Source organism: Microbacterium sp. NPDC089186 (assembly GCF_040685115.1).
In the GTDB taxonomy this organism is placed as follows: Bacteria; Actinomycetota; Actinomycetes; order Actinomycetales; family Microbacteriaceae; genus Microbacterium; species Microbacterium galbum.
In genome coordinates this window covers 105,035-121,048 of record NZ_JBFBHJ010000001.1, presented here as the reverse complement: position 1 = coordinate 121,048, position 16,014 = coordinate 105,035, and the positions used below count along the sequence as shown (strand labels likewise).

The 16,014-nt window shown below is 71.9% G+C and carries 18 protein-coding genes; 14 read left to right on the top strand and 4 right to left on the bottom strand.

Annotated elements, in window-relative coordinates; genetic code table 11:
- Window positions 1–10 precede the first annotated feature (10 nt).
- Together AB0N82_RS00580 and AB0N82_RS00575 are read right to left on the bottom strand one after the other, a co-directional pair.
- Window positions 11–1,306, bottom strand: coding sequence for a hemolysin family protein (locus AB0N82_RS00580; protein ID WP_315993546.1), 1,296 nt, complete (start codon window positions 1,304–1,306; stop codon window positions 11–13).
- A gap of 166 nt (window positions 1,307–1,472) precedes the next feature.
- Window positions 1,473–1,958 carry a PepSY domain-containing protein gene (locus AB0N82_RS00575; RefSeq protein WP_363386904.1) on the bottom strand — a complete coding sequence of 162 codons (486 nt, stop codon included), beginning with the start codon at window positions 1,956–1,958 and terminating at the stop codon, window positions 1,473–1,475.
- Window positions 1,959–2,101: 143 nt separating this feature from the next.
- On the opposite strand from AB0N82_RS00575, the gene AB0N82_RS00570 reads away from it, so the two are divergent.
- The 5 genes from AB0N82_RS00570 to glmM all read left to right on the top strand — a co-directional run bounded on the left by AB0N82_RS00570 (window position 2,102) and on the right by glmM (window position 5,933).
- Complete coding sequence (locus AB0N82_RS00570; RefSeq protein ID WP_363386901.1) at window positions 2,102–2,938, top strand: alpha/beta hydrolase; 837 nt, start codon at window positions 2,102–2,104, stop codon at window positions 2,936–2,938.
- A gap of 90 nt (window positions 2,939–3,028) precedes the next feature.
- Window positions 3,029–3,409 (top strand): CPBP family intramembrane glutamic endopeptidase, encoded by a 381-nt coding sequence (locus AB0N82_RS00565; protein WP_363386898.1) that lies wholly within the window; start codon window positions 3,029–3,031, stop codon window positions 3,407–3,409.
- Between the two features lie 212 nt (window positions 3,410–3,621).
- Window positions 3,622–4,068, top strand: coding sequence for a 50S ribosomal protein L13 (gene rplM, locus AB0N82_RS00560; RefSeq protein WP_058597861.1), 447 nt, complete (start codon window positions 3,622–3,624; stop codon window positions 4,066–4,068).
- A gap of 24 nt (window positions 4,069–4,092) precedes the next feature.
- Window positions 4,093–4,563, top strand: coding sequence for a 30S ribosomal protein S9 (gene rpsI, locus AB0N82_RS00555; RefSeq protein WP_058597862.1), 471 nt, complete (start codon window positions 4,093–4,095; stop codon window positions 4,561–4,563).
- A 14-nt stretch (window positions 4,564–4,577) separates the two neighbouring features.
- Window positions 4,578–5,933 carry a phosphoglucosamine mutase gene (gene glmM / locus AB0N82_RS00550; RefSeq protein ID WP_315993542.1) on the top strand — a complete coding sequence of 452 codons (1,356 nt, stop codon included), beginning with the start codon at window positions 4,578–4,580 and terminating at the stop codon, window positions 5,931–5,933.
- Between the two features lie 155 nt (window positions 5,934–6,088).
- Here glmM and AB0N82_RS00545 read toward each other — a convergent pair whose 3' ends face one another.
- A complete protein-coding gene (locus AB0N82_RS00545) occupies window positions 6,089–7,018 on the bottom strand; it encodes a Ppx/GppA phosphatase family protein (RefSeq protein WP_315993541.1) in 930 nt (309 codons plus the stop codon).
- Window positions 7,019–7,089: 71 nt separating this feature from the next.
- Here AB0N82_RS00545 and coaA point away from each other — a divergent pair, with 71 nt between their 5' ends.
- From coaA to tsaE, 5 genes are all read left to right on the top strand, one after another.
- The gene (gene coaA / locus AB0N82_RS00540; protein ID WP_363386893.1) at window positions 7,090–8,043 is read left to right on the top strand and encodes a type I pantothenate kinase; all 954 of its coding nucleotides are present in this window, start codon (window positions 7,090–7,092) and stop codon (window positions 8,041–8,043) included.
- Window positions 8,044–8,142: 99 nt separating this feature from the next.
- Window positions 8,143–9,993 carry a glutamine--fructose-6-phosphate transaminase (isomerizing) gene (gene glmS / locus AB0N82_RS00535; protein WP_363386890.1) on the top strand — a complete coding sequence of 617 codons (1,851 nt, stop codon included), beginning with the start codon at window positions 8,143–8,145 and terminating at the stop codon, window positions 9,991–9,993.
- 188 nt (window positions 9,994–10,181) lie between these two features.
- A complete protein-coding gene (locus AB0N82_RS00530; RefSeq protein WP_363386887.1) occupies window positions 10,182–10,613 on the top strand; it encodes a holo-ACP synthase in 432 nt (143 codons plus the stop codon).
- Window positions 10,610–11,731 (top strand): alanine racemase, encoded by a 1,122-nt coding sequence (gene alr / locus AB0N82_RS00525; RefSeq protein WP_363386884.1) that lies wholly within the window; start codon window positions 10,610–10,612, stop codon window positions 11,729–11,731. The genes AB0N82_RS00530 and alr overlap by 4 nt, the downstream gene beginning before the upstream one ends.
- A gap of 50 nt (window positions 11,732–11,781) precedes the next feature.
- Window positions 11,782–12,231: a tRNA (adenosine(37)-N6)-threonylcarbamoyltransferase complex ATPase subunit type 1 TsaE gene (gene tsaE / locus AB0N82_RS00520; RefSeq protein ID WP_315994587.1), complete on the top strand. Its 450-nt coding sequence runs from the start codon at window positions 11,782–11,784 to the stop codon at window positions 12,229–12,231.
- A 17-nt stretch (window positions 12,232–12,248) separates the two neighbouring features.
- Here tsaE and AB0N82_RS00515 read toward each other — a convergent pair whose 3' ends face one another.
- Entirely contained in the window at window positions 12,249–13,205 is a 957-nt protein-coding gene (locus tag AB0N82_RS00515) for an alpha/beta hydrolase (protein ID WP_363386881.1), read from the bottom strand.
- Between the two features lie 75 nt (window positions 13,206–13,280).
- Between AB0N82_RS00515 and tsaB the strand changes: the two genes are divergently transcribed.
- The 4 genes from tsaB to AB0N82_RS00495 are packed head-to-tail and all read left to right on the top strand — an operon-like array spanning window position 13,281 to window position 16,010.
- On the top strand, window positions 13,281–13,910 hold the full coding sequence (gene tsaB / locus AB0N82_RS00510; protein WP_315993535.1) for a tRNA (adenosine(37)-N6)-threonylcarbamoyltransferase complex dimerization subunit type 1 TsaB: 630 nt from the start codon (window positions 13,281–13,283) through the stop codon (window positions 13,908–13,910).
- A complete protein-coding gene (gene rimI / locus AB0N82_RS00505; RefSeq protein ID WP_363386877.1) occupies window positions 13,910–14,467 on the top strand; it encodes a ribosomal protein S18-alanine N-acetyltransferase in 558 nt (185 codons plus the stop codon). Before tsaB ends, rimI begins: the two co-directional genes overlap by 1 nt.
- Window positions 14,467–15,564 carry a tRNA (adenosine(37)-N6)-threonylcarbamoyltransferase complex transferase subunit TsaD gene (gene tsaD / locus AB0N82_RS00500; protein WP_315993533.1) on the top strand — a complete coding sequence of 366 codons (1,098 nt, stop codon included), beginning with the start codon at window positions 14,467–14,469 and terminating at the stop codon, window positions 15,562–15,564. Before rimI ends, tsaD begins: the two co-directional genes overlap by 1 nt.
- A complete protein-coding gene (locus tag AB0N82_RS00495; protein ID WP_363386874.1) occupies window positions 15,561–16,010 on the top strand; it encodes a hypothetical protein in 450 nt (149 codons plus the stop codon). The genes tsaD and AB0N82_RS00495 overlap by 4 nt, the downstream gene beginning before the upstream one ends.
- Window positions 16,011–16,014: the final 4 nt, after the last annotated feature.

Below are 16,014 nucleotides of genomic sequence, written 5' to 3'. Positions count from 1 at the left end.
CCGCGGGCGCTCAGTCGCGGGCCGCGGCGTCCTCGTCGTGGTCGACCGGATGCCGCGTGACGAGCAGCTCCGCCACGCGGCGACGGTCGACCGCGCTGACCTGAAGGGTGGCGCCGTCGACCTCCACGGTGTCGCCGACGCGGGCGAGGCGGCCGAGTCGCTCGACCACGAACCCGGCCACGGTGTCGGACGCACCGCGTGGCAGGACCACTCCGGTCGCCTCCTCGAAGTCCTGCAGATTGAGGCGTCCCTCGACGGTCCCGTGCTCGCCCTCGGCCAGGGGCTGCTCGGCGGCGACGTCGTATTCGTCGAAGATCTCGCCCACCACCTCTTCGACGAGGTCCTCGAGGGTCACGATGCCGTCGGTGCCGCCGTACTCGTCGACGACGACCGCGATATGGCTGCCCTCGGCGCGCATCGCGGTGAGGGTGGGCAGCACCCGCGCGGTGGAAGGGATGTAACGGATGTCGCGCATGACGGCGGCGAGGGGGCGCGCAGTGTCCTCGTAGAGGTCACGCACGTGCACGAAGCCGACGACGTCGTCGATCGTGTGCTCGGCGACGGGATAGCGCGAATACGGCAGGTCCCGCACGCGCTCCACGGCTTCGGCGATCGAGCCGCCGGCATCCAGGGTGACGACCTCCGGACGGGGGCGCATGACTTCGCTGACATGTCGATCGCGCAGGGACAGCACGTCGTCGAGGATGCGGCGTTCATCAGCGGGGAGGCCCTCGTGGCTCGAGACGATGTCGCGCAGCTCCTCCTCGGTGAGCTCCTCGCCGGTCTTGTCGGGATCGCCGCCGAGCAGGCGCACCAGCACATTCGTGGAGATCGACAGCAGCCAGATGACGGGCCGCATGAGCTTCGCGAAGCCGTTCAGCACGGGGGCGACGGCGTAGGCGAACGCCGCGTTGCGTTGGATCGCGAGTCGTTTGGGCACCAGTTCGCCCAGGACGAGGGAGAGGTAGGCGATGACCAGGGTGAGCGCGATCGTGGAGACCGTGGCCGCGACCGGCTCCTCCAGCCCCCAGGCGGTGAAGAGCGGGGTCACCGACGGCGCGATCGAGGACGCGCCGTACGCGGCCGACGCGAAACCGGCGACCGTGACGCCGATCTGGACGGCGGAGAGGAACGTGTTGGGATTTCGAGCGAGGTCTGCCACCTTCTGGCCGCGCCGCCCGCGCGCGGCGAGCGCGTTCACCTGACTCTCGCGGAGGGTGACGAGGGCCATCTCGGTCGCGGCGAACACTCCGCCGATGAGCACGAAGACGACGACCAGGACGATGTTGAGCGCGAGGTCGTTCATCGCCGCTCCGTTCCTCCCGCGATGTGTCCGGTACCCGGGGTCACCCGGGCGCTCGGACTATGTCCGTCGGCGTCGAGAGCGTGGCGCATGCGCCGAGTGTAATGAGACGGGGCGAGCCTCACGGATGCCGGCGCCGGGCTTGCGCATGCGGCATGCTTCTGCTGCCTCAGCGGACACTTCCGTCGACGCCCGAGACGCGGACCGTCGTGCCTCCGGTGATCTCCACCTTCCACACGGGAGTACCGTCCTCCTGCTCGAGGGCCGCCTCCTCTACCCGTGCACCGCCGGAGGCGCGTGCCGCGGCGATGCGGATGGCATCCGCGAGGGTGGTCGTGGCGGCCCGGAGGGCGGCGTCGTCGTCGGCGTCGAGCTGCTCGGAGTCGTCGGACGATTCCGCGCGGGTTCCGTCGGTGGTGACCCGGACCTCGACCTCCCGGTCGCCGACCGCGACGTGCACCTGCCACTGATCGTCATCGCTGTCGAGTTCGAACGCGCGCCCCCCGGCATCGGACTCGGCAGTGGTCACCGCGCGGACGGCATCCTGATCGGTGGGGGTGAGGGATCCGCCCCCACCGGCGGCGGGCGAGCATGCGCTGAGAGCGAGGGTCGATGCGGCGAGCAGGGCGACGGCGAAGGAGCGGGTCGAGGCCATGGCGCGAGGCTAGCCGGGTGCGAACGGGCCCGCGGAGAGCTTGCGTCGCGGCAACGCCTGTGCGTCGATCGGGGACTTACCAAGACTCGGCGCGGTCGTCAACGGCGGGCTTCCGTTCAGACGACGGGCGAACCATGTCTGCCATGAGCGAGATCACCGCACACCATGGACTCCTGACCGACATCGACCTCCACGTGGACGACACCGGCGGCGCCGGTCGCCCCGTGGTGCTGATCCACGGGTGGCCCTTGTCGGGCGAGTCGTGGGCGCACCAGGTCCCGGCCCTCGAGGCGGCCGGCCACCGGGTCGTGACCTACGACCGCCGCGGCTTCGGCCGGAGCGACAAGCCCCGGACCGGGTATGACTACGACACGTTCGCCGACGACCTGCAGGCCGTGATCGAGACGCTCGATCTGCGGGATGCCACTCTGGTGGGCTTCTCGATGGGCGGCGGCGAGGTGGCGCGCTACCTCACGCGCCACGGCGCCGATCGCATCCACAGCGTCGTCTTCGCCGCCGCGGTGCCGCCGTACCTGGCCAAGACCGAGGACAACCCCGAGGGCCCCCTCGACGACGAGACCGCCGACGGAATGAAGCAGGGGCTCAAGGACGACGAGAAGGCCTTCTACCACCAGTTCACGACGGACTTCTTCTCGGTGGACGGCCAGCTGGCCGTGGCGCCCGAGGAGCAGGCCGAGGCAGAGCGCCTCGCGAACCAGGCCGATCACCACGCGGCGCTGAAGTCCATGGAGGCGTTCGCCACCACTGACTTCCGCGACGACCTGCCGCACGTCACCGTGCCCGCTCTCGTCATCCACGGCGACAGCGACGCGACCGTGCCGTTCGAGGGCTCCGGAAAGCGGACCCACGAGGCCATCGCGGGCAGTGAGCTGCACGTGGTCGCCGGGGCGCCGCACGGCGTCAACGTGAGCCATGCCGACGAGTTCAACCGCGTGCTCATCGACTTCCTGAAGCGCTGACCCGGTCGACGCGCCCCACTCTCGCCCGCACCCGCGGGGGACGCGTCCGATCCGACCGATGCCCCGTCGCCGCCCGGTGACGGGGCATCGGTGCGTGACTTCTCCTCCGACGGATCGCTGCCGGAAGCGTTCCTCGCCGAGGCGCTCGCCGACACGATCGGCGCCGCGATGGTGGAGGAGTTCTTCTTCCGCGGGGTCGTGCTCGTCTGCGCGTACGTGCTCCTGCGGGAGCGCAGCGGGCGCGTCCCGGCGGCGATCGCCGCCGTCGCCTTCTCGACGGCGCTGTTCGTGCTCGCGCATCAGTTCGCGGCGGGACAGGACCATCTCGCGCCGATCGCGCTCGCCGCGGTCGGCGCCGTGACCGGGGCGTTCGTGGTGGCGACCGGGCGCGTCTGGCCGGCCGTCGCGGTGCACATGGTCTTCAACGCCACGGGGTACGCGCTGGTGGCTGCGGGCACCCTGCTCTCGTAGGGACGCACGCGCCCCGCCGTCGGGGGGTGCCGTCGGCGTTTGGCGATGGCATCCGGATGCCGTAGTCTTGCTCTTTGGTGCCCGCCTCCCTGCGAGCGGGTCGCCCGAACGTGAGCCCTCCACCGGCCCTGTTCCCCCGTCATCGGCGGGGCAACGGACCACCGGAGCGGGATTCACGAACTCCTCCGTTCGATCAAGAAAGCAGCACTACTGTGACGCGCACTTTCACCCCCAAGGCCGCTGAGGTCACGCGCGAGTGGGTCGTTATCGACGCCACCGACGTCGTTCTCGGCCGCCTGGCCTCGCACGCGGCGGTCCTCCTCCGCGGCAAGCACAAGCCCACCTTCGCCAACCACATCGACTCCGGCGACTTCGTCATCGTGATCAACGCCGAGAAGGTGGCGCTCACGGGTCAGAAGCTTCAGAACAAGAAGGCCTACCGCCACTCGGGCTACCCGGGCGGCCTCAAGTCCGTCACCTACGACGAACTGCTCGAGAAGAACCCCGTCCGCGCGGTCGAGAAGGCCATCCGCGGCATGCTGCCCAAGAACAGCCTCGGCGCGGCGCAGCTCAAGAAGCTCAAGGTCTACCGCGGCGCAGAGCACCCCCACGGTGCCCAGCAGCCCACGGCATACACCTTCGACCAGGTCGCCCAGTAAGCGCCGCCGGATAAGGACGAAACAGTGTCGAACATCGACTCCAGCAACTACAGCACCGAGACGCCGGCCGAGCAGTCGGTCGTCGCGGCCGAGCGCCCCGTGCTCTCGGTTCCCGGCGCAGCCGTCGGCCGTCGCAAGCAGGCCATCGCCCGCGTGCGTCTGGTTCCCGGCTCGGGCACGATCACGGTCAACGGCCGCACGATCGAGGACTACTTCCCGAACAAGCTGCACCAGCAGCTGATCAACGACCCGTTCACGGTGCTCGAGCTCGCGGGCTCGTACGACGTGATCGCGCGCATCTCCGGTGGTGGCCCCTCGGGTCAGGCCGGCGCGCTGCGCCTGGGCATCGCCCGCGCGCTCAACGAGATCGACGCCGAGAACAACCGCCCGACCCTCAAGAAGGCCGGCTTCCTCTCGCGCGACGCTCGCGTCAAGGAGCGCAAGAAGGCCGGTCTCAAGAAGGCCCGCAAGGCGCCTCAGTACTCCAAGCGCTGAGTTCGACCCTCCGTATGCCTCTCTTCGGCACGGACGGGGTGCGGGGGCTGGCCAACGGCCTCCTCACCGCCGAACTCGCGCTGCACCTGGCCCAGGCGACTGCTGTCGTCCTGGGCCAGGGCCGTTCTGCGGAGGCGCGGAAGGCCGAAGGCCGCCGCCTCACCGCCGTCGTCGCGCGTGATCCGCGGGTCTCGGGGGAGTTCCTCGCGGCCGCGGTCGCCGCGGGCCTGGCCTCGTCGGGTGTCGATGTCCTCGACGCGGGCGTCATCCCCACCCCCGCCACCGCTTTCCTCATCGCCGACCATGATGCCGACTTCGGCGTGATGGTGTCGGCGTCGCACAACCCCGCTCCCGACAATGGGATCAAGATCTTCGCGCGCGGGGGCACCAAGCTCCCGGACATCGTCGAGCAGCGCATCGAGCGCGCCCTCGAGGGGGAGCGTCTGCAGCCCACCGGTGCCGGTGTCGGTCGCATCCGACGCTTCGCCGATGCCGAGGACCGCTACGTGCTGCACCTGCTCGGCTCGCTCCCGCACCGGCTCGACGGCATCCACGTGGTGCTCGACTGCGCCCACGGCGCGGCGGCCGGGGTGTCTCCCGAGACGTTCAAGGACGCCGGCGCGCAGGTCACCGTCATCGGTGCCGACCCCGATGGCCTGAACATCAACGACGGCGTGGGCTCGACCCACCTCGACGTGCTCGCGGAGGCGGTGGTGCGCCTCGGCGCCGATGTCGGCATCGCCCATGACGGCGACGCGGACCGGTGCCTCGCGGTCGACGCGCAGGGCAACGTCGTCGACGGCGACCAGATCATGGCCATCCTCGCGGTGGCGATGAAGGAGCGCGGCGCTCTCGTCGACGACACCCTCGTGGCGACGGTCATGAGCAACCTCGGTCTTCATCGCGCGATGCAGGAGCACGGCATCCGGGTGCTGCAGACCGCGGTCGGCGACAGGTATGTGCTCGAGGCCATGAACGAGGGCGGCTACTCCCTCGGCGGCGAGCAGTCGGGTCACGTGATCATGAGCGAGTTCGCCACGACGGGCGACGGATTGCTCACGGGTCTGCACCTGGTGGCCGAGATGGCGCGCCAGGGCAAGACGCTCGGCGAGCTCGCCTCGCTGATGACCGTGTACCCGCAGGTACTGGTCAACGTGCGCGGTGTCGACCGCGACGGCGTCGCCGACGAGGTCGTGCAGCGCGAGGTCGCGGCATCCACCGCAGAACTCGGCGAATCCGGTCGCGTGCTGCTTCGCGCCTCGGGGACCGAGCCGCTGGTGCGTGTGATGGTGGAGGCGGCATCCGAGGATGTCGCCCGAGCCCACGCCGACCGTCTCGCCGAGGTCGTGCGCGAGCGCCTGGCGCTGTAGGTCCGGTCGGTTCGACAGGCCCAGGGACCCCGTGCGGGGTGCCTGGGCCTTCGTCGTCGGTGCGAGTGGGCTCGCCGGGCGGGGCCCGGTCCCGTCGACAGGCTCAGGGGCCTCGGTGTCGGTGGCGGGTGGCGGGGCGCGGAGCGCCGCGGCGGTCAGTACTCGAGCGACTCGATGTAGCGCAGGAGCACGCCCTCGCGCAGCGCCCAGGGCGAGACCTCGAGCTCTTCGACGTCCATGGCTTTCATCGCACGCTCGACGACGACCGCCGCCGCGACGATCTGGAATGTGCGATCGGCGGTGATGCCCGGCAGGGCCTCGCGTGCGTCGGCCGGGATGCGGGCGAGCCGGGGGATCCAGTCCTTCAGCTCTTTGCGCGGCAGCACCATACGGTCGATGCCCGACCATCCCGGCACCGGGTAGCCGGCGAGTTTCGCGAGCGAGCGGATGGCCTTCGACGACCCGATGACGTGGTCGGGGCGGGGGAGCGCGGCGAACCGCTCGGCCACAGGAGCGAGGACGGATGCCGCGTGCTGGCGGAGGGCGTCGATCTCGGCGTCGCTCGGGGGGTCGTGCGGGAGGAACTGCACGGTCGAGCGTCCGGCGCCCAGGGGCACCGATTCGGCGAGGTCGGGGAGCTCATCGGCGCCGCCCGCGATCTCGAGCGAGCCGCCGCCGATGTCGAACAGCAGGATCTGCCCCGCCGACCACCCGAACCAGCGTCGGACGGCGAGGTAGGTGAAGCGCGCCTCCGTCTCGCCGCCGAGCACCTGGAGCGGTTGCCCGAGCACCTCCTCGATCCTCGCGATCACGTCTTCGCCGTTCGTCGCGTCGCGCACGGCCGAGGTCGCCGTGGCGAGCAGTTCGTCCACCCCCTCGGCGCGGGCGCGCTCGCAGGCGGCGGTCACGGCATCCACGAGGCCCTGGACGCCCTCGGGCGAGATCGATCCGTCGGGCAGCAGATAGCGCATGAGACGGAGCACCGAGCGGTGGGAGCTCGTCGCGGTCGGCCGTCCTCCCGCCCGGGCGTTGGCCACCAGGAGGTGGACGGTGTTCGAGCCGATGTCGAGGACTCCCAAGCGCACGGTCCGAGCGTAGCGAACGGCGCCGGGCGTGCGTCGCCGGGTGGTGCGGGCCCCGCGGGTAGCATGAGCAGGTGTCCGCCGCCGAGACGACCGCTCCCGCACCGTCGCTGAGCCCCTACCGTCAGATCGACCGCGACGACTGGGCCCGCATGGCCGGGGGTCTCCAGCAGCCGTTGACCGAGAACGAGATCGTGCAGCTGCGGGGCATCGGCGACCGCCTCGATCCGCGCGAGGTCGCCGAGGTGTATCTGCCGCTCAGTCGTCTGCTCAGCCTGTACGCCCGGGCCACGCGGCGACTGGGAGCCGACACGAGCGAGTTCCTGGGCGAACCGGATGCCACGACCCCCTTCGTCATCGGCGTCGCCGGATCGGTGGCGGTGGGGAAGTCGACCATCGCCCGCCTGCTGCGCGAGCTCATGAGCCGGTGGCCCGACACCCCGCGGGTCGAGCTGGTCACCACCGACGGGTTCCTCTACCCCAACGCGGAGCTCGAGCGCAGAGGGCTCATGGACCGAAAGGGATTCCCCGAGTCGTACGACCGTCGGGCGCTCGTGGAGTTCCTGAGCGAGGTCAAGTCGGGGGCGGAGGAGGCGCGGGCGCCGTTCTACTCCCACGTGCGGTACGACATCATGCCCGATGCGCACGTGAGCGTGCATCGGCCCGACGTGGTGATCGTGGAGGGTCTGAACGTGCTGCAGCCGCCGCCGTCTCCGAACGAGGTCGCGGTGAGCGATCTGTTCGACTTCTCGATCTACGTCGATGCCGACGCCGCCCACATCGAGCGCTGGTACGTGGACCGGTTCCTCGCCCTGCGCGACAACGCCTTCACGAACCCGACCTCGTTCTTCCGCGTCTTCGCCGACATCAGCGACGAGGAGGCGGTGGAGCGAGCCCTCGGGTACTGGCGCGAGATCAACCTGCCCAACCTCGAGGAGAACGTGCTGCCCACCCGGCATCGCGCCAAGCTCGTGCTGCAGAAGGGCGCCGACCACACCGTGGAGTCGGTGCTGCTGCGCAAGCTCTGACCGCCTCCCCGCGGTCCGACGGGTGGCGCCGCGCCCGGTCGCCGCTCGGGGCACGCCGCGGAGGGGTTCCCTCAGCCCCGCCGCGTAGACTCGGTGACCATGTGCGGAATCATCGGTTACGTGGGTCCTCGGCAGAGCCAGGACATCCTTCTGGCGGGCCTGTCGCGTCTGGAGTACCGGGGGTACGACTCCGCGGGCATCGCCGTGATCGACGGTGACGGCGCTCTCGGCATGCGCAAGCGCGCCGGCAAGCTCGCGGTGCTGCGCGACGATCTCGAGTCCTCGCCGATGCCGAACGGCACGACGGGCATCGGGCACACCCGCTGGGCCACGCACGGCGGACCCACCGACGCGAACGCGCACCCCCACCTCGCCGATGACGACAAGCTCGCCGTCATCCACAACGGCATCATCGAGAACTTCGCCGAGCTCAAGAGCGAGCTCGTGGGCGAGGGCTTCAGCTTCCGCAGCGAGACCGACACCGAGGTCGCAGCCGTCATGATCGGCCGCGAGTACGCGCGGTCCAAAGACCTCGTCGCCGCCTTCCGCGCCGTCGTGTCGCGCCTGGAGGGCGCCTACACGCTCCTCGCGATGCACGAGGACCACCCCGGCCTCGTCGTCGGCGCGCGCCGCAACTCCCCGCTGGTGATCGGCCTCGGCGAGGGCGAGAACTTCCTCGGATCCGACGTCGCCGCCTTCGTCGAGCACACCCGCAACGCGCTCGCGATCGGGCAGGACGAGATCGTGGCGATCACCCCCGACGGCGTCGAGGTCACCGACTTCTCCGGCGCCCCGGTCGAGGTCGAGGCCTTCGAGGTCACGTGGGACGCGTCGGCGGCCGAGAAGGGCGGCTGGTCGTCGTTCATGGCCAAGGAGGTCTCCGAGGAGCCCGAGGCCGTCGCGAACACCATCCGCGGCCGCATCCACGAGGGTCGGGTCGAGATCCCCGAGTTGGAGGGGATGGACGACTTCCTCGCCGACATCGACCGCATCCTCGTCATCGCGTGCGGCACCGCCGCCTACGCCGGAATGGTCGGCAAGTACGCCCTCGAGACCTGGACCCGCGTTCCCGTCGACGTCGAGCTCGCGCACGAGTTCCGCTACCGTGACCCGGTGCTCTCGTCCCGGACGCTGGTGGTGTCGATCAGCCAGTCGGGCGAGACAATGGACACCCTGATGGCCGTCAAGTACGCCCGCTCGCGCGGCGCGAAGACGCTGTCGATCTGCAACACCCAGGGCGCCACGATCCCGCGCGAGTCGGATGCCATCGTCTACACGCACGCAGGCCCCGAGGTCGCCGTGGCCTCGACGAAGGCGTTCGTCGCGCAGATCACCGCGCTCTACCTGCTCGCCCTGCACGTCGGGCGGGTGCGCGGAGCCATCGACCCCGTCGTCGCCGTCGAGGCCGTCACCGAACTCGAGGCGGTGCCCGGCAAGATCGCGCGCGTCCTCGAGTCCGAGCAGCCCCGCATCGAGCAGCTCGCGCACTGGATGGCCGACACCCGCTCGGTGCTGTTCCTCGGCCGCAACGTCGGCTACCCCATCGCTCTCGAGGGAGCGCTGAAGCTCAAGGAGCTCGCGTACATCCACGCCGAGGGCTTCGCCGCGGGCGAGCTGAAGCACGGGCCGATCGCCCTGATCGAGCCCGGGCAGCCGGTCTTCGTAGTCGTGCCGAGCCCCCGCGGCTCGGGCGAGATGCACAAGAAGGTCGTCTCGAACATCGAGGAGATCCGCGCGCGCGGCGCCCGCGTCATCGCGATCGCCGAAGAGGGAGACGTCGCGGTGCTCCCCGCCGCCGACGAGGTGCTGCGCATCCCTCTCGCGGCTCCCCTCTTCGAGCCGCTGCTCGCCGTCGTGCCGCTGCACATCTTCGCGATGGGACTGGCCGAGGCGAAGGGCCTCGACGTCGACCAGCCGCGCAACCTGGCGAAGTCGGTGACGGTCGAGTAGGACCGCCGATGGAAGGGGGCCTGATGCCGTGGCATCCGGCCCCCTCGTCGTCTCCGTCGACGGGGTCCGAGGCGTCCGCCCCCGCCGCGGGCCGCATCGGACGCTGATCCCCCTGCGTCCGGCGCCGACAAGGGCGACCGACGTCGGCGGACACCGGCAGAATGGACAGGATGCCGGGAGGAGGCCGCATGATCGTCGGAATCGGCGTCGACCTCGTCGACGTACCGCGGTTCGAGGAGCACCTCGCGCGGACGCCGCGGCTTCTCGCGCGCCTGTTCGCGCCCGCGGAGCGGGTTCTCAAGCCACGGTCGCTCGCCGCGCGGTATGCGGCGAAGGAGGCGCTCATCAAGGCGCTGGGCGGGTCGGACGGCGTGCACTGGACCGATATCGAGATCGCCTCCGAGCCCTCGGGGCGCCCCGTCTTCGCCCTGCGGGGCGAGACGGCGTCCACCGTCGCCGCGCGCGGCATCACGGCGCTGCACCTCTCGATGTCGCACGACGCGGGGCTGGCGACGGCGTACGTGATCGCCGAGGCGGTTCCGGCCACGACTCCCCACGCGGACGGAGAGCCCTCGCATCCGGCATCCATTCCCGTTCCGGCCCGAGAGGACACCGCATGAAGATGGCACCGGGCGTGCTGCGCGAAGCGTTGGTCGACGTCGACGCGATCACCGAGAACGTGCGGCACCTGCGAGCGCTCACCGACGCCGAGGTGATCGCGGTGGTCAAGGCCGAGGGCTACGGGCACGGGGCGCACCGGTCGGCGGTGGCCGCGTTGCGCGGCGGGGCCGCGCGGATCGGCGTCTCCGACATCTCCGAGGCCCTGGCGCTTCGCCGGGCCGGCATCCGCGCTCCGCTCTTCGCCTGGCTGCACGCCCCCGGGGCGTCGTTCGACGAGGCCGTCCGTGAGGGGATCGAGCTGGGGATCTCCGACCTCGATCAACTGCTGCGGGCGGCTCAGGCGGCGACGGAGGACCGCCCCGCGGCCGTCCACCTCAAGATCGAGACGGGGCTCTCGCGCAACGGCATCGCCCCGGCGGACTGGCGGGTGGTGTTCTCCGAGGCGGCCCGTCTCGAGCGCATCGGCCGTCTGCGTGTCGTCGGGCTCTTCTCGCACCTGTCGAACACCAGCCTCGACGACGACCGCGCGGCACTGGCCCGATTCGAGGAGGGCGTGGTGCTGGCGGCGTCGACGGGCCTGCAGCCGTCGTTGCGGCACATCGCCGCGACGAACGCCGCGATCGCGCTCCCCGAGGCCCGTCTGGGCTGCGTGCGCATCGGCATCGGGCTCTACGGCGTCTCGCCCTTCGCCGACCGCACCCCGGCCGACCTGGGTCTGCGGCCCGCGATGACCCTGCGGGGCGCGGTCGCGGCCGTGCGTCGCGTTCCCGCGGGGACCGGCGTCTCGTACGGCTACGACTACCGCACGTCGGCCGACACGACGCTGGCCCTGGTGCCGCTCGGCTATGCCGATGGCGTTCCGCGTCAGGCGTCGGGCCGCGGGCCGGTGTCGATCGGTGGCCGCCGCTTCACCGTCGCCGGTCGCATCGCGATGGACCAGTTCGTCGTCGACGTCGGCGAGCACCCCGTGGCCGTCGGCGACGAGGTCGTGCTCTTCGGTGATCCGACGCTCGGAGCGCCCTCGGCGCGGGACTGGGCGGATGCCGCCGACACGATCGACTACGAGATCGTCACGCGCGTGGGTGCGCGCGTCCCCCGACGGGAGGTGCACGCGTGAGCGTTCCGGAGGCGCTGCTGGGTGAGCGGGTGGTCGAGGCCCCCGCCGACATGGAGGAGCTCGGACGACGGATCGGGCGAGCGCTCGAGCCCGGGGACGTCGTGGTGCTCACGGGTCCCCTCGGCGCCGGCAAGACGACGCTGACCCGCGGCATCGGCGAGGGACTCGGCATCCGAGGGCCGGTGCAGAGCCCCACGTTCGTGATCGCGCGCACGCACCCCTCGCTGGTCGGCGGGACGCCGTTGGTACACGTGGACGCCTATCGTCTCGGCGCCGCCGTGGAGCTCGACGACCTCGACATCGACGTCGCCCACAGCGCGGTGATCGTGGAGTGGGGCCGTGGCGTCGCCGAATACCTGGCCGACGCGTGGTGGGAGATCGAGATCTCGCGGCAGACCGGCGGTCGCGGCGTCGACAACGCGTGCGGCGAGATCGCCGTGCACACCGTCGAACTCGACGCCGACGCCCCGCGCACCGTGACGATCTCGCGTCGTCCCTGACGGCACGGCCGCTCTCGTCAGGTCGCCGGCGTCGCGCGCCCGCGTCGGGGCTCGGCGCCACGGCGGCGCGGTCGCGGAGACTGCGGCGTCCGTGCGGCCGCCCAGACCTCGCGCAGGGCGCGCAGCGTCTCGGCGGGTTGCTCGACGTGGGCGAAATGCCCGCTGTCGGCGAGGACGCGGTCGTCGACGTCGCGCATCAGGCGAGCCCAGGCCCGGGAGTCCTCCGCAGCGACGAAGACGTCGTGCGCGCCGCGCACCGAGCGCACCGGGCAGGCGATGCGGCGCCAGACGCCGTCATCGTGCGTGCGCGACATGCGCGCGGCGGTGAGGAAGGCCGACGGGCGGATCTCGTCGGCCAGTGCCGCGCTCACGGCCGGGTCGACGCGCTCCGGATGCCGGAAAAGCGGCCGCGCGAGCGTGCGCAGCGCCCCCGTTCGACGCAGGACGCGTAGCAGGGGGCGGGCGAGACGACCGAGTGCGCGCAGGATGCGCATGGCCAGCACCATGCCCGCGAGCCAGGGCAGGCGGACCCCGCCGATCAGCGGGCGCTGCATCACCGCGCGGGCGCCCGCGCCGCTCGGGGAGACGACGCCCACGGCGACTGTCTCGGCGGGGAAGCGCGCGGCGACGTCGAGGGCGATCACTCCGCCCAGCGAGTGGCCCACGATGCGCCAGCGGGGATAGCCGAGCGCGCGCGCCACCGCCGCGACGGCGACGGCGAGGTCGGCGGGCGCGGGAACCGGGCCGGGGGACTCGCCCCAACCGGGCAGGTCGATCGCGACGATGTCCGAGAGCGGGAGCCCGAGATCGTCGGACGCCGCGATCATCGGCGCCCAGGTGGCCCACGACCCCGCCGCGCCGTGCAGCAGCACGGTCGCGACCGGACTGCCCGACGCCCTCCCCGCGCGCACGACGACGGGGCCGACCCCCGTGGGGACGACCATGCGGCGCAGCCCGAGTGCCGTGGCATCCATGCCCTTTCTTCGGAGCGGAGGGGCCGGCGGATGCCGTGACGCTCGGGGGAGGAGGGCGGCGGATACCCTGGAACGGTGATCTTGGGCATCGACACCTCGCTCGGCACCGCCGTCGCGGCGATCGCGCGCGACGGGGAGGTGCTCGCCGACGAACAGAGCGCCAATCCCCTCGGGCACGCCGAGGTCATCGGCGACCTGTTGCGCCGCGCATCGTCCGCCGTCGCCCCCACCCACGTGGCGGTCGGCATGGGCCCGGGTCCGTTCACCGGTCTGCGGGTCGGTATCGCCACGGCGCGCGTCTACGCGCTGGGTCGCGGCGTCCCGGTGGTGCCGGTGCCCAGCCACGACGGTGTCGCCCTCGGCGTCCTGCTCGCGGACGCCCTGACCGGCACCGAGACCGGGCGCTTCGCCGTGGTGACCGATGCGCGGCGACGCGAATTCGCCTTCAGCGTCTACGACGGCCTCGACGACGACGGTCTACCGGTGCGCCTCTCCGACGCCGCCCTCAGCCCGCGTGACGACCTCGACGCGCGCCTCGACGAGATCGGTGCCCGGCGATACGACGCCACGAGCGTGTCGGCGGCGATGATCGCCCTCGTCGCGGCGCGGGCGCTCGACGCCGACCGCACCCTCACCGGCGCGGAGCCGCTCTACCTGCGCAGCCCCGATGTCGTCGCCGCCCACGCGCCGAAAAGGGTCAGCTGATGTCGACCCGCGCGGCCACCGCCGCCGATCTCGACGCGATCATGGACCTGGAGCGCACGTCGTTCCCCACCGACGCCTGGAGCGCGGCCATGATGCGCGAGGAGCTCGCCTCCCCGCACGGCTTCTACGTCGTCGTCGAAGAAGCCGGGCGTCTCGTCGGGTACGCGGGCCTGCGCGCGGTGCGGGGGGCTCGGGATGCCGACGTCCAGACCATCACGATCTCGGCGGCCGCCCGCGGACGCGGGCGCGGGCGGGCCCTGCTGACCACGCTGCTCGATGAGGCCGTCGCACGCGGTGTGCACGACGTGTTCCTCGAGGTGCGCGCCGACAATCCGGTGGCGCAGGCGCTTTACGCGTCGGAGGGGTTCGCCGAGGTCGGGCGACGCCCCCGCTACTACCAGCCCGACGACGTGGACGCGATCGTGATGCAGCTCGACCTGCGGGGGTGGGCCGCCCGGCGCGCCGAGGTCTCGGGCGGCGCGACGCCCGGTGTCGCGGCGTCCGACGCGCCGTCGGCCTCCGCGACACCGTCGCCCACCGGAAAGGGATGGTGCTGATGGACGCGCCCCTCGTGCTCGGCATCGAGACCAGCTGCGACGAGACCGGCATCGGCATCGTGCGCGGCCGGACGCTGCTGAGCAACACGATCGCCTCGAGCATGGACGAGCACGCCCGCTACGGTGGCGTGGTCCCGGAGGTCGCGGCGCGCGCCCACCTCGAAGCGCTGCAGCCCTCGATCGACGCCGCGCTCGCCGAGGCCGGCGTGACGCTCGCCGACCTCGACGCCGTCGCGGTGACGAGCGGCCCGGGGCTCGCCGGAGCGCTCATGGTCGGGGTGGGGGCGGCCAAGGGCCTCGCCGTCGCGCTCGACAAGCCCCTCTACGCGGTCAACCACCTCGTGGGCCACATCGCCGCCGACATCCTGGATGCCGAGGCGGGGGAGCTCGAGTACCCCACGGTCGCCCTGCTCGTCAGCGGAGGGCACACCTCGCTCCTGCTGGTCCGCGACCTCACGAGCGACGTCGAGCTGCTCGGCGAGACCATGGACGACGCTGCGGGCGAGGCATTCGACAAGGTCGCGCGGCTGCTGAAGCTGCCCTACCCCGGGGGGCCCGAGATCGACCGCGCGGCGGCGAGCGGCGACCCCACGGCGATCCGCTTCCCGCGAGGGCTCTCACGCGCTTCCGACATGGCATCCCACCGCTACGACTTCTCGTTCTCGGGGCTCAAGACCGCAGTCGCCCGCTGGGTCGAGCAGCACGAGGCGACCGGTGAACCGGTGCCGGTCGCCGATGTCGCGGCATCCTTCCGCGAGGCCGTCGTCGACGTTCTCGTCACCAAGGCCCTCGACGCGTGCGCGCGGTACGGCGTGCCCCGACTGCTGCTGGGCGGAGGCGTGATCGCGAACAAGCGCCTGCGCGACGTCGCCCTCGAGCGCGCGGCGGCGGCGGGGGTCGCTGTGCGCATTCCGCCGCTGCGGTTGTGCACCGACAACGGCGCGATGATCGCCGCCCTCGCCGCGGAGCTCATCGCCTCGGGTCGGCGCCCGTCGACCCTCGCCTTCGGAGCCGACTCCACCCTTCCCGTCACCGAGATCCAGGTCGCCGAAGACCCGGATGCCCCCGCTCCGGATGCCGAGACCCGGTCGCCGTGACGGATCAGACCCCGCCCACGCGCCGTGCGCGCAAGGAGACCCCCGAGTCGGCCGCGGCGCCCATCGACCCGCGTCGGCCGTGGATGGTGCCCGCGGGCGAGCGCCCGGAGATCGCGGATGACGACCCCGAACGCCTCCCCACCGCGCAGCTGGAGATGGCGGCCTTCGGCGACCACCTGATCCCGTACGTCTCGCCCGCGCCGAAACCCCCGCCCTCGCTGGCGCCGTGGGCGCTCGCCGTGGCGATCCTCGCGCTGGTCGCCGCCCTCATCACCGGGTGGCTGCTTCCCCTGGGCGTGATCGGGGCGATCCTCGCCATCCTGTCGCTAAGACGCGCGCACGACAGCCGGCGCGTGGCCGTGTGGGCGTTGTCCCTGTCGTTGCTGGCCGTCGTGTTCAGCGCAGGGTGGTTGATCTGGGGTTTCTCGCAGCTCGCCGTGCGCTGAGGCG

Bases quoted from the DNA above. Each gene is read 5' to 3' on its own strand.
- alr (WP_363386884.1), top strand. From the start codon at position 10,610: ATGAAGATGGCACCGGGCGTGCTGCGCGAAGCGTTGGTCGACGTCGAC.
- AB0N82_RS00515 (WP_363386881.1), bottom strand. From the start codon at position 13,205: ATGGATGCCACGGCACTCGGGCTGCGCCGCATGGTCGTCCCCACGGGG.
- tsaD (WP_315993533.1), top strand. From the start codon at position 14,467: ATGGACGCGCCCCTCGTGCTCGGCATCGAGACCAGCTGCGACGAGACC.
- rimI (WP_363386877.1), top strand. From the start codon at position 13,910: ATGTCGACCCGCGCGGCCACCGCCGCCGATCTCGACGCGATCATGGAC.
- glmS (WP_363386890.1), top strand. From the start codon at position 8,143: ATGTGCGGAATCATCGGTTACGTGGGTCCTCGGCAGAGCCAGGACATC.
- glmM (WP_315993542.1), top strand. From the start codon at position 4,578: ATGCCTCTCTTCGGCACGGACGGGGTGCGGGGGCTGGCCAACGGCCTC.
- AB0N82_RS00580 (WP_315993546.1), bottom strand. From the start codon at position 1,306: ATGAACGACCTCGCGCTCAACATCGTCCTGGTCGTCGTCTTCGTGCTC.
- AB0N82_RS00530 (WP_363386887.1), top strand. From the start codon at position 10,182: ATGATCGTCGGAATCGGCGTCGACCTCGTCGACGTACCGCGGTTCGAG.
- AB0N82_RS00575 (WP_363386904.1), bottom strand. From the start codon at position 1,958: ATGGCCTCGACCCGCTCCTTCGCCGTCGCCCTGCTCGCCGCATCGACC.
- tsaE (WP_315994587.1), top strand. From the start codon at position 11,782: ATGGAGGAGCTCGGACGACGGATCGGGCGAGCGCTCGAGCCCGGGGAC.
- AB0N82_RS00570 (WP_363386901.1), top strand. From the start codon at position 2,102: ATGAGCGAGATCACCGCACACCATGGACTCCTGACCGACATCGACCTC.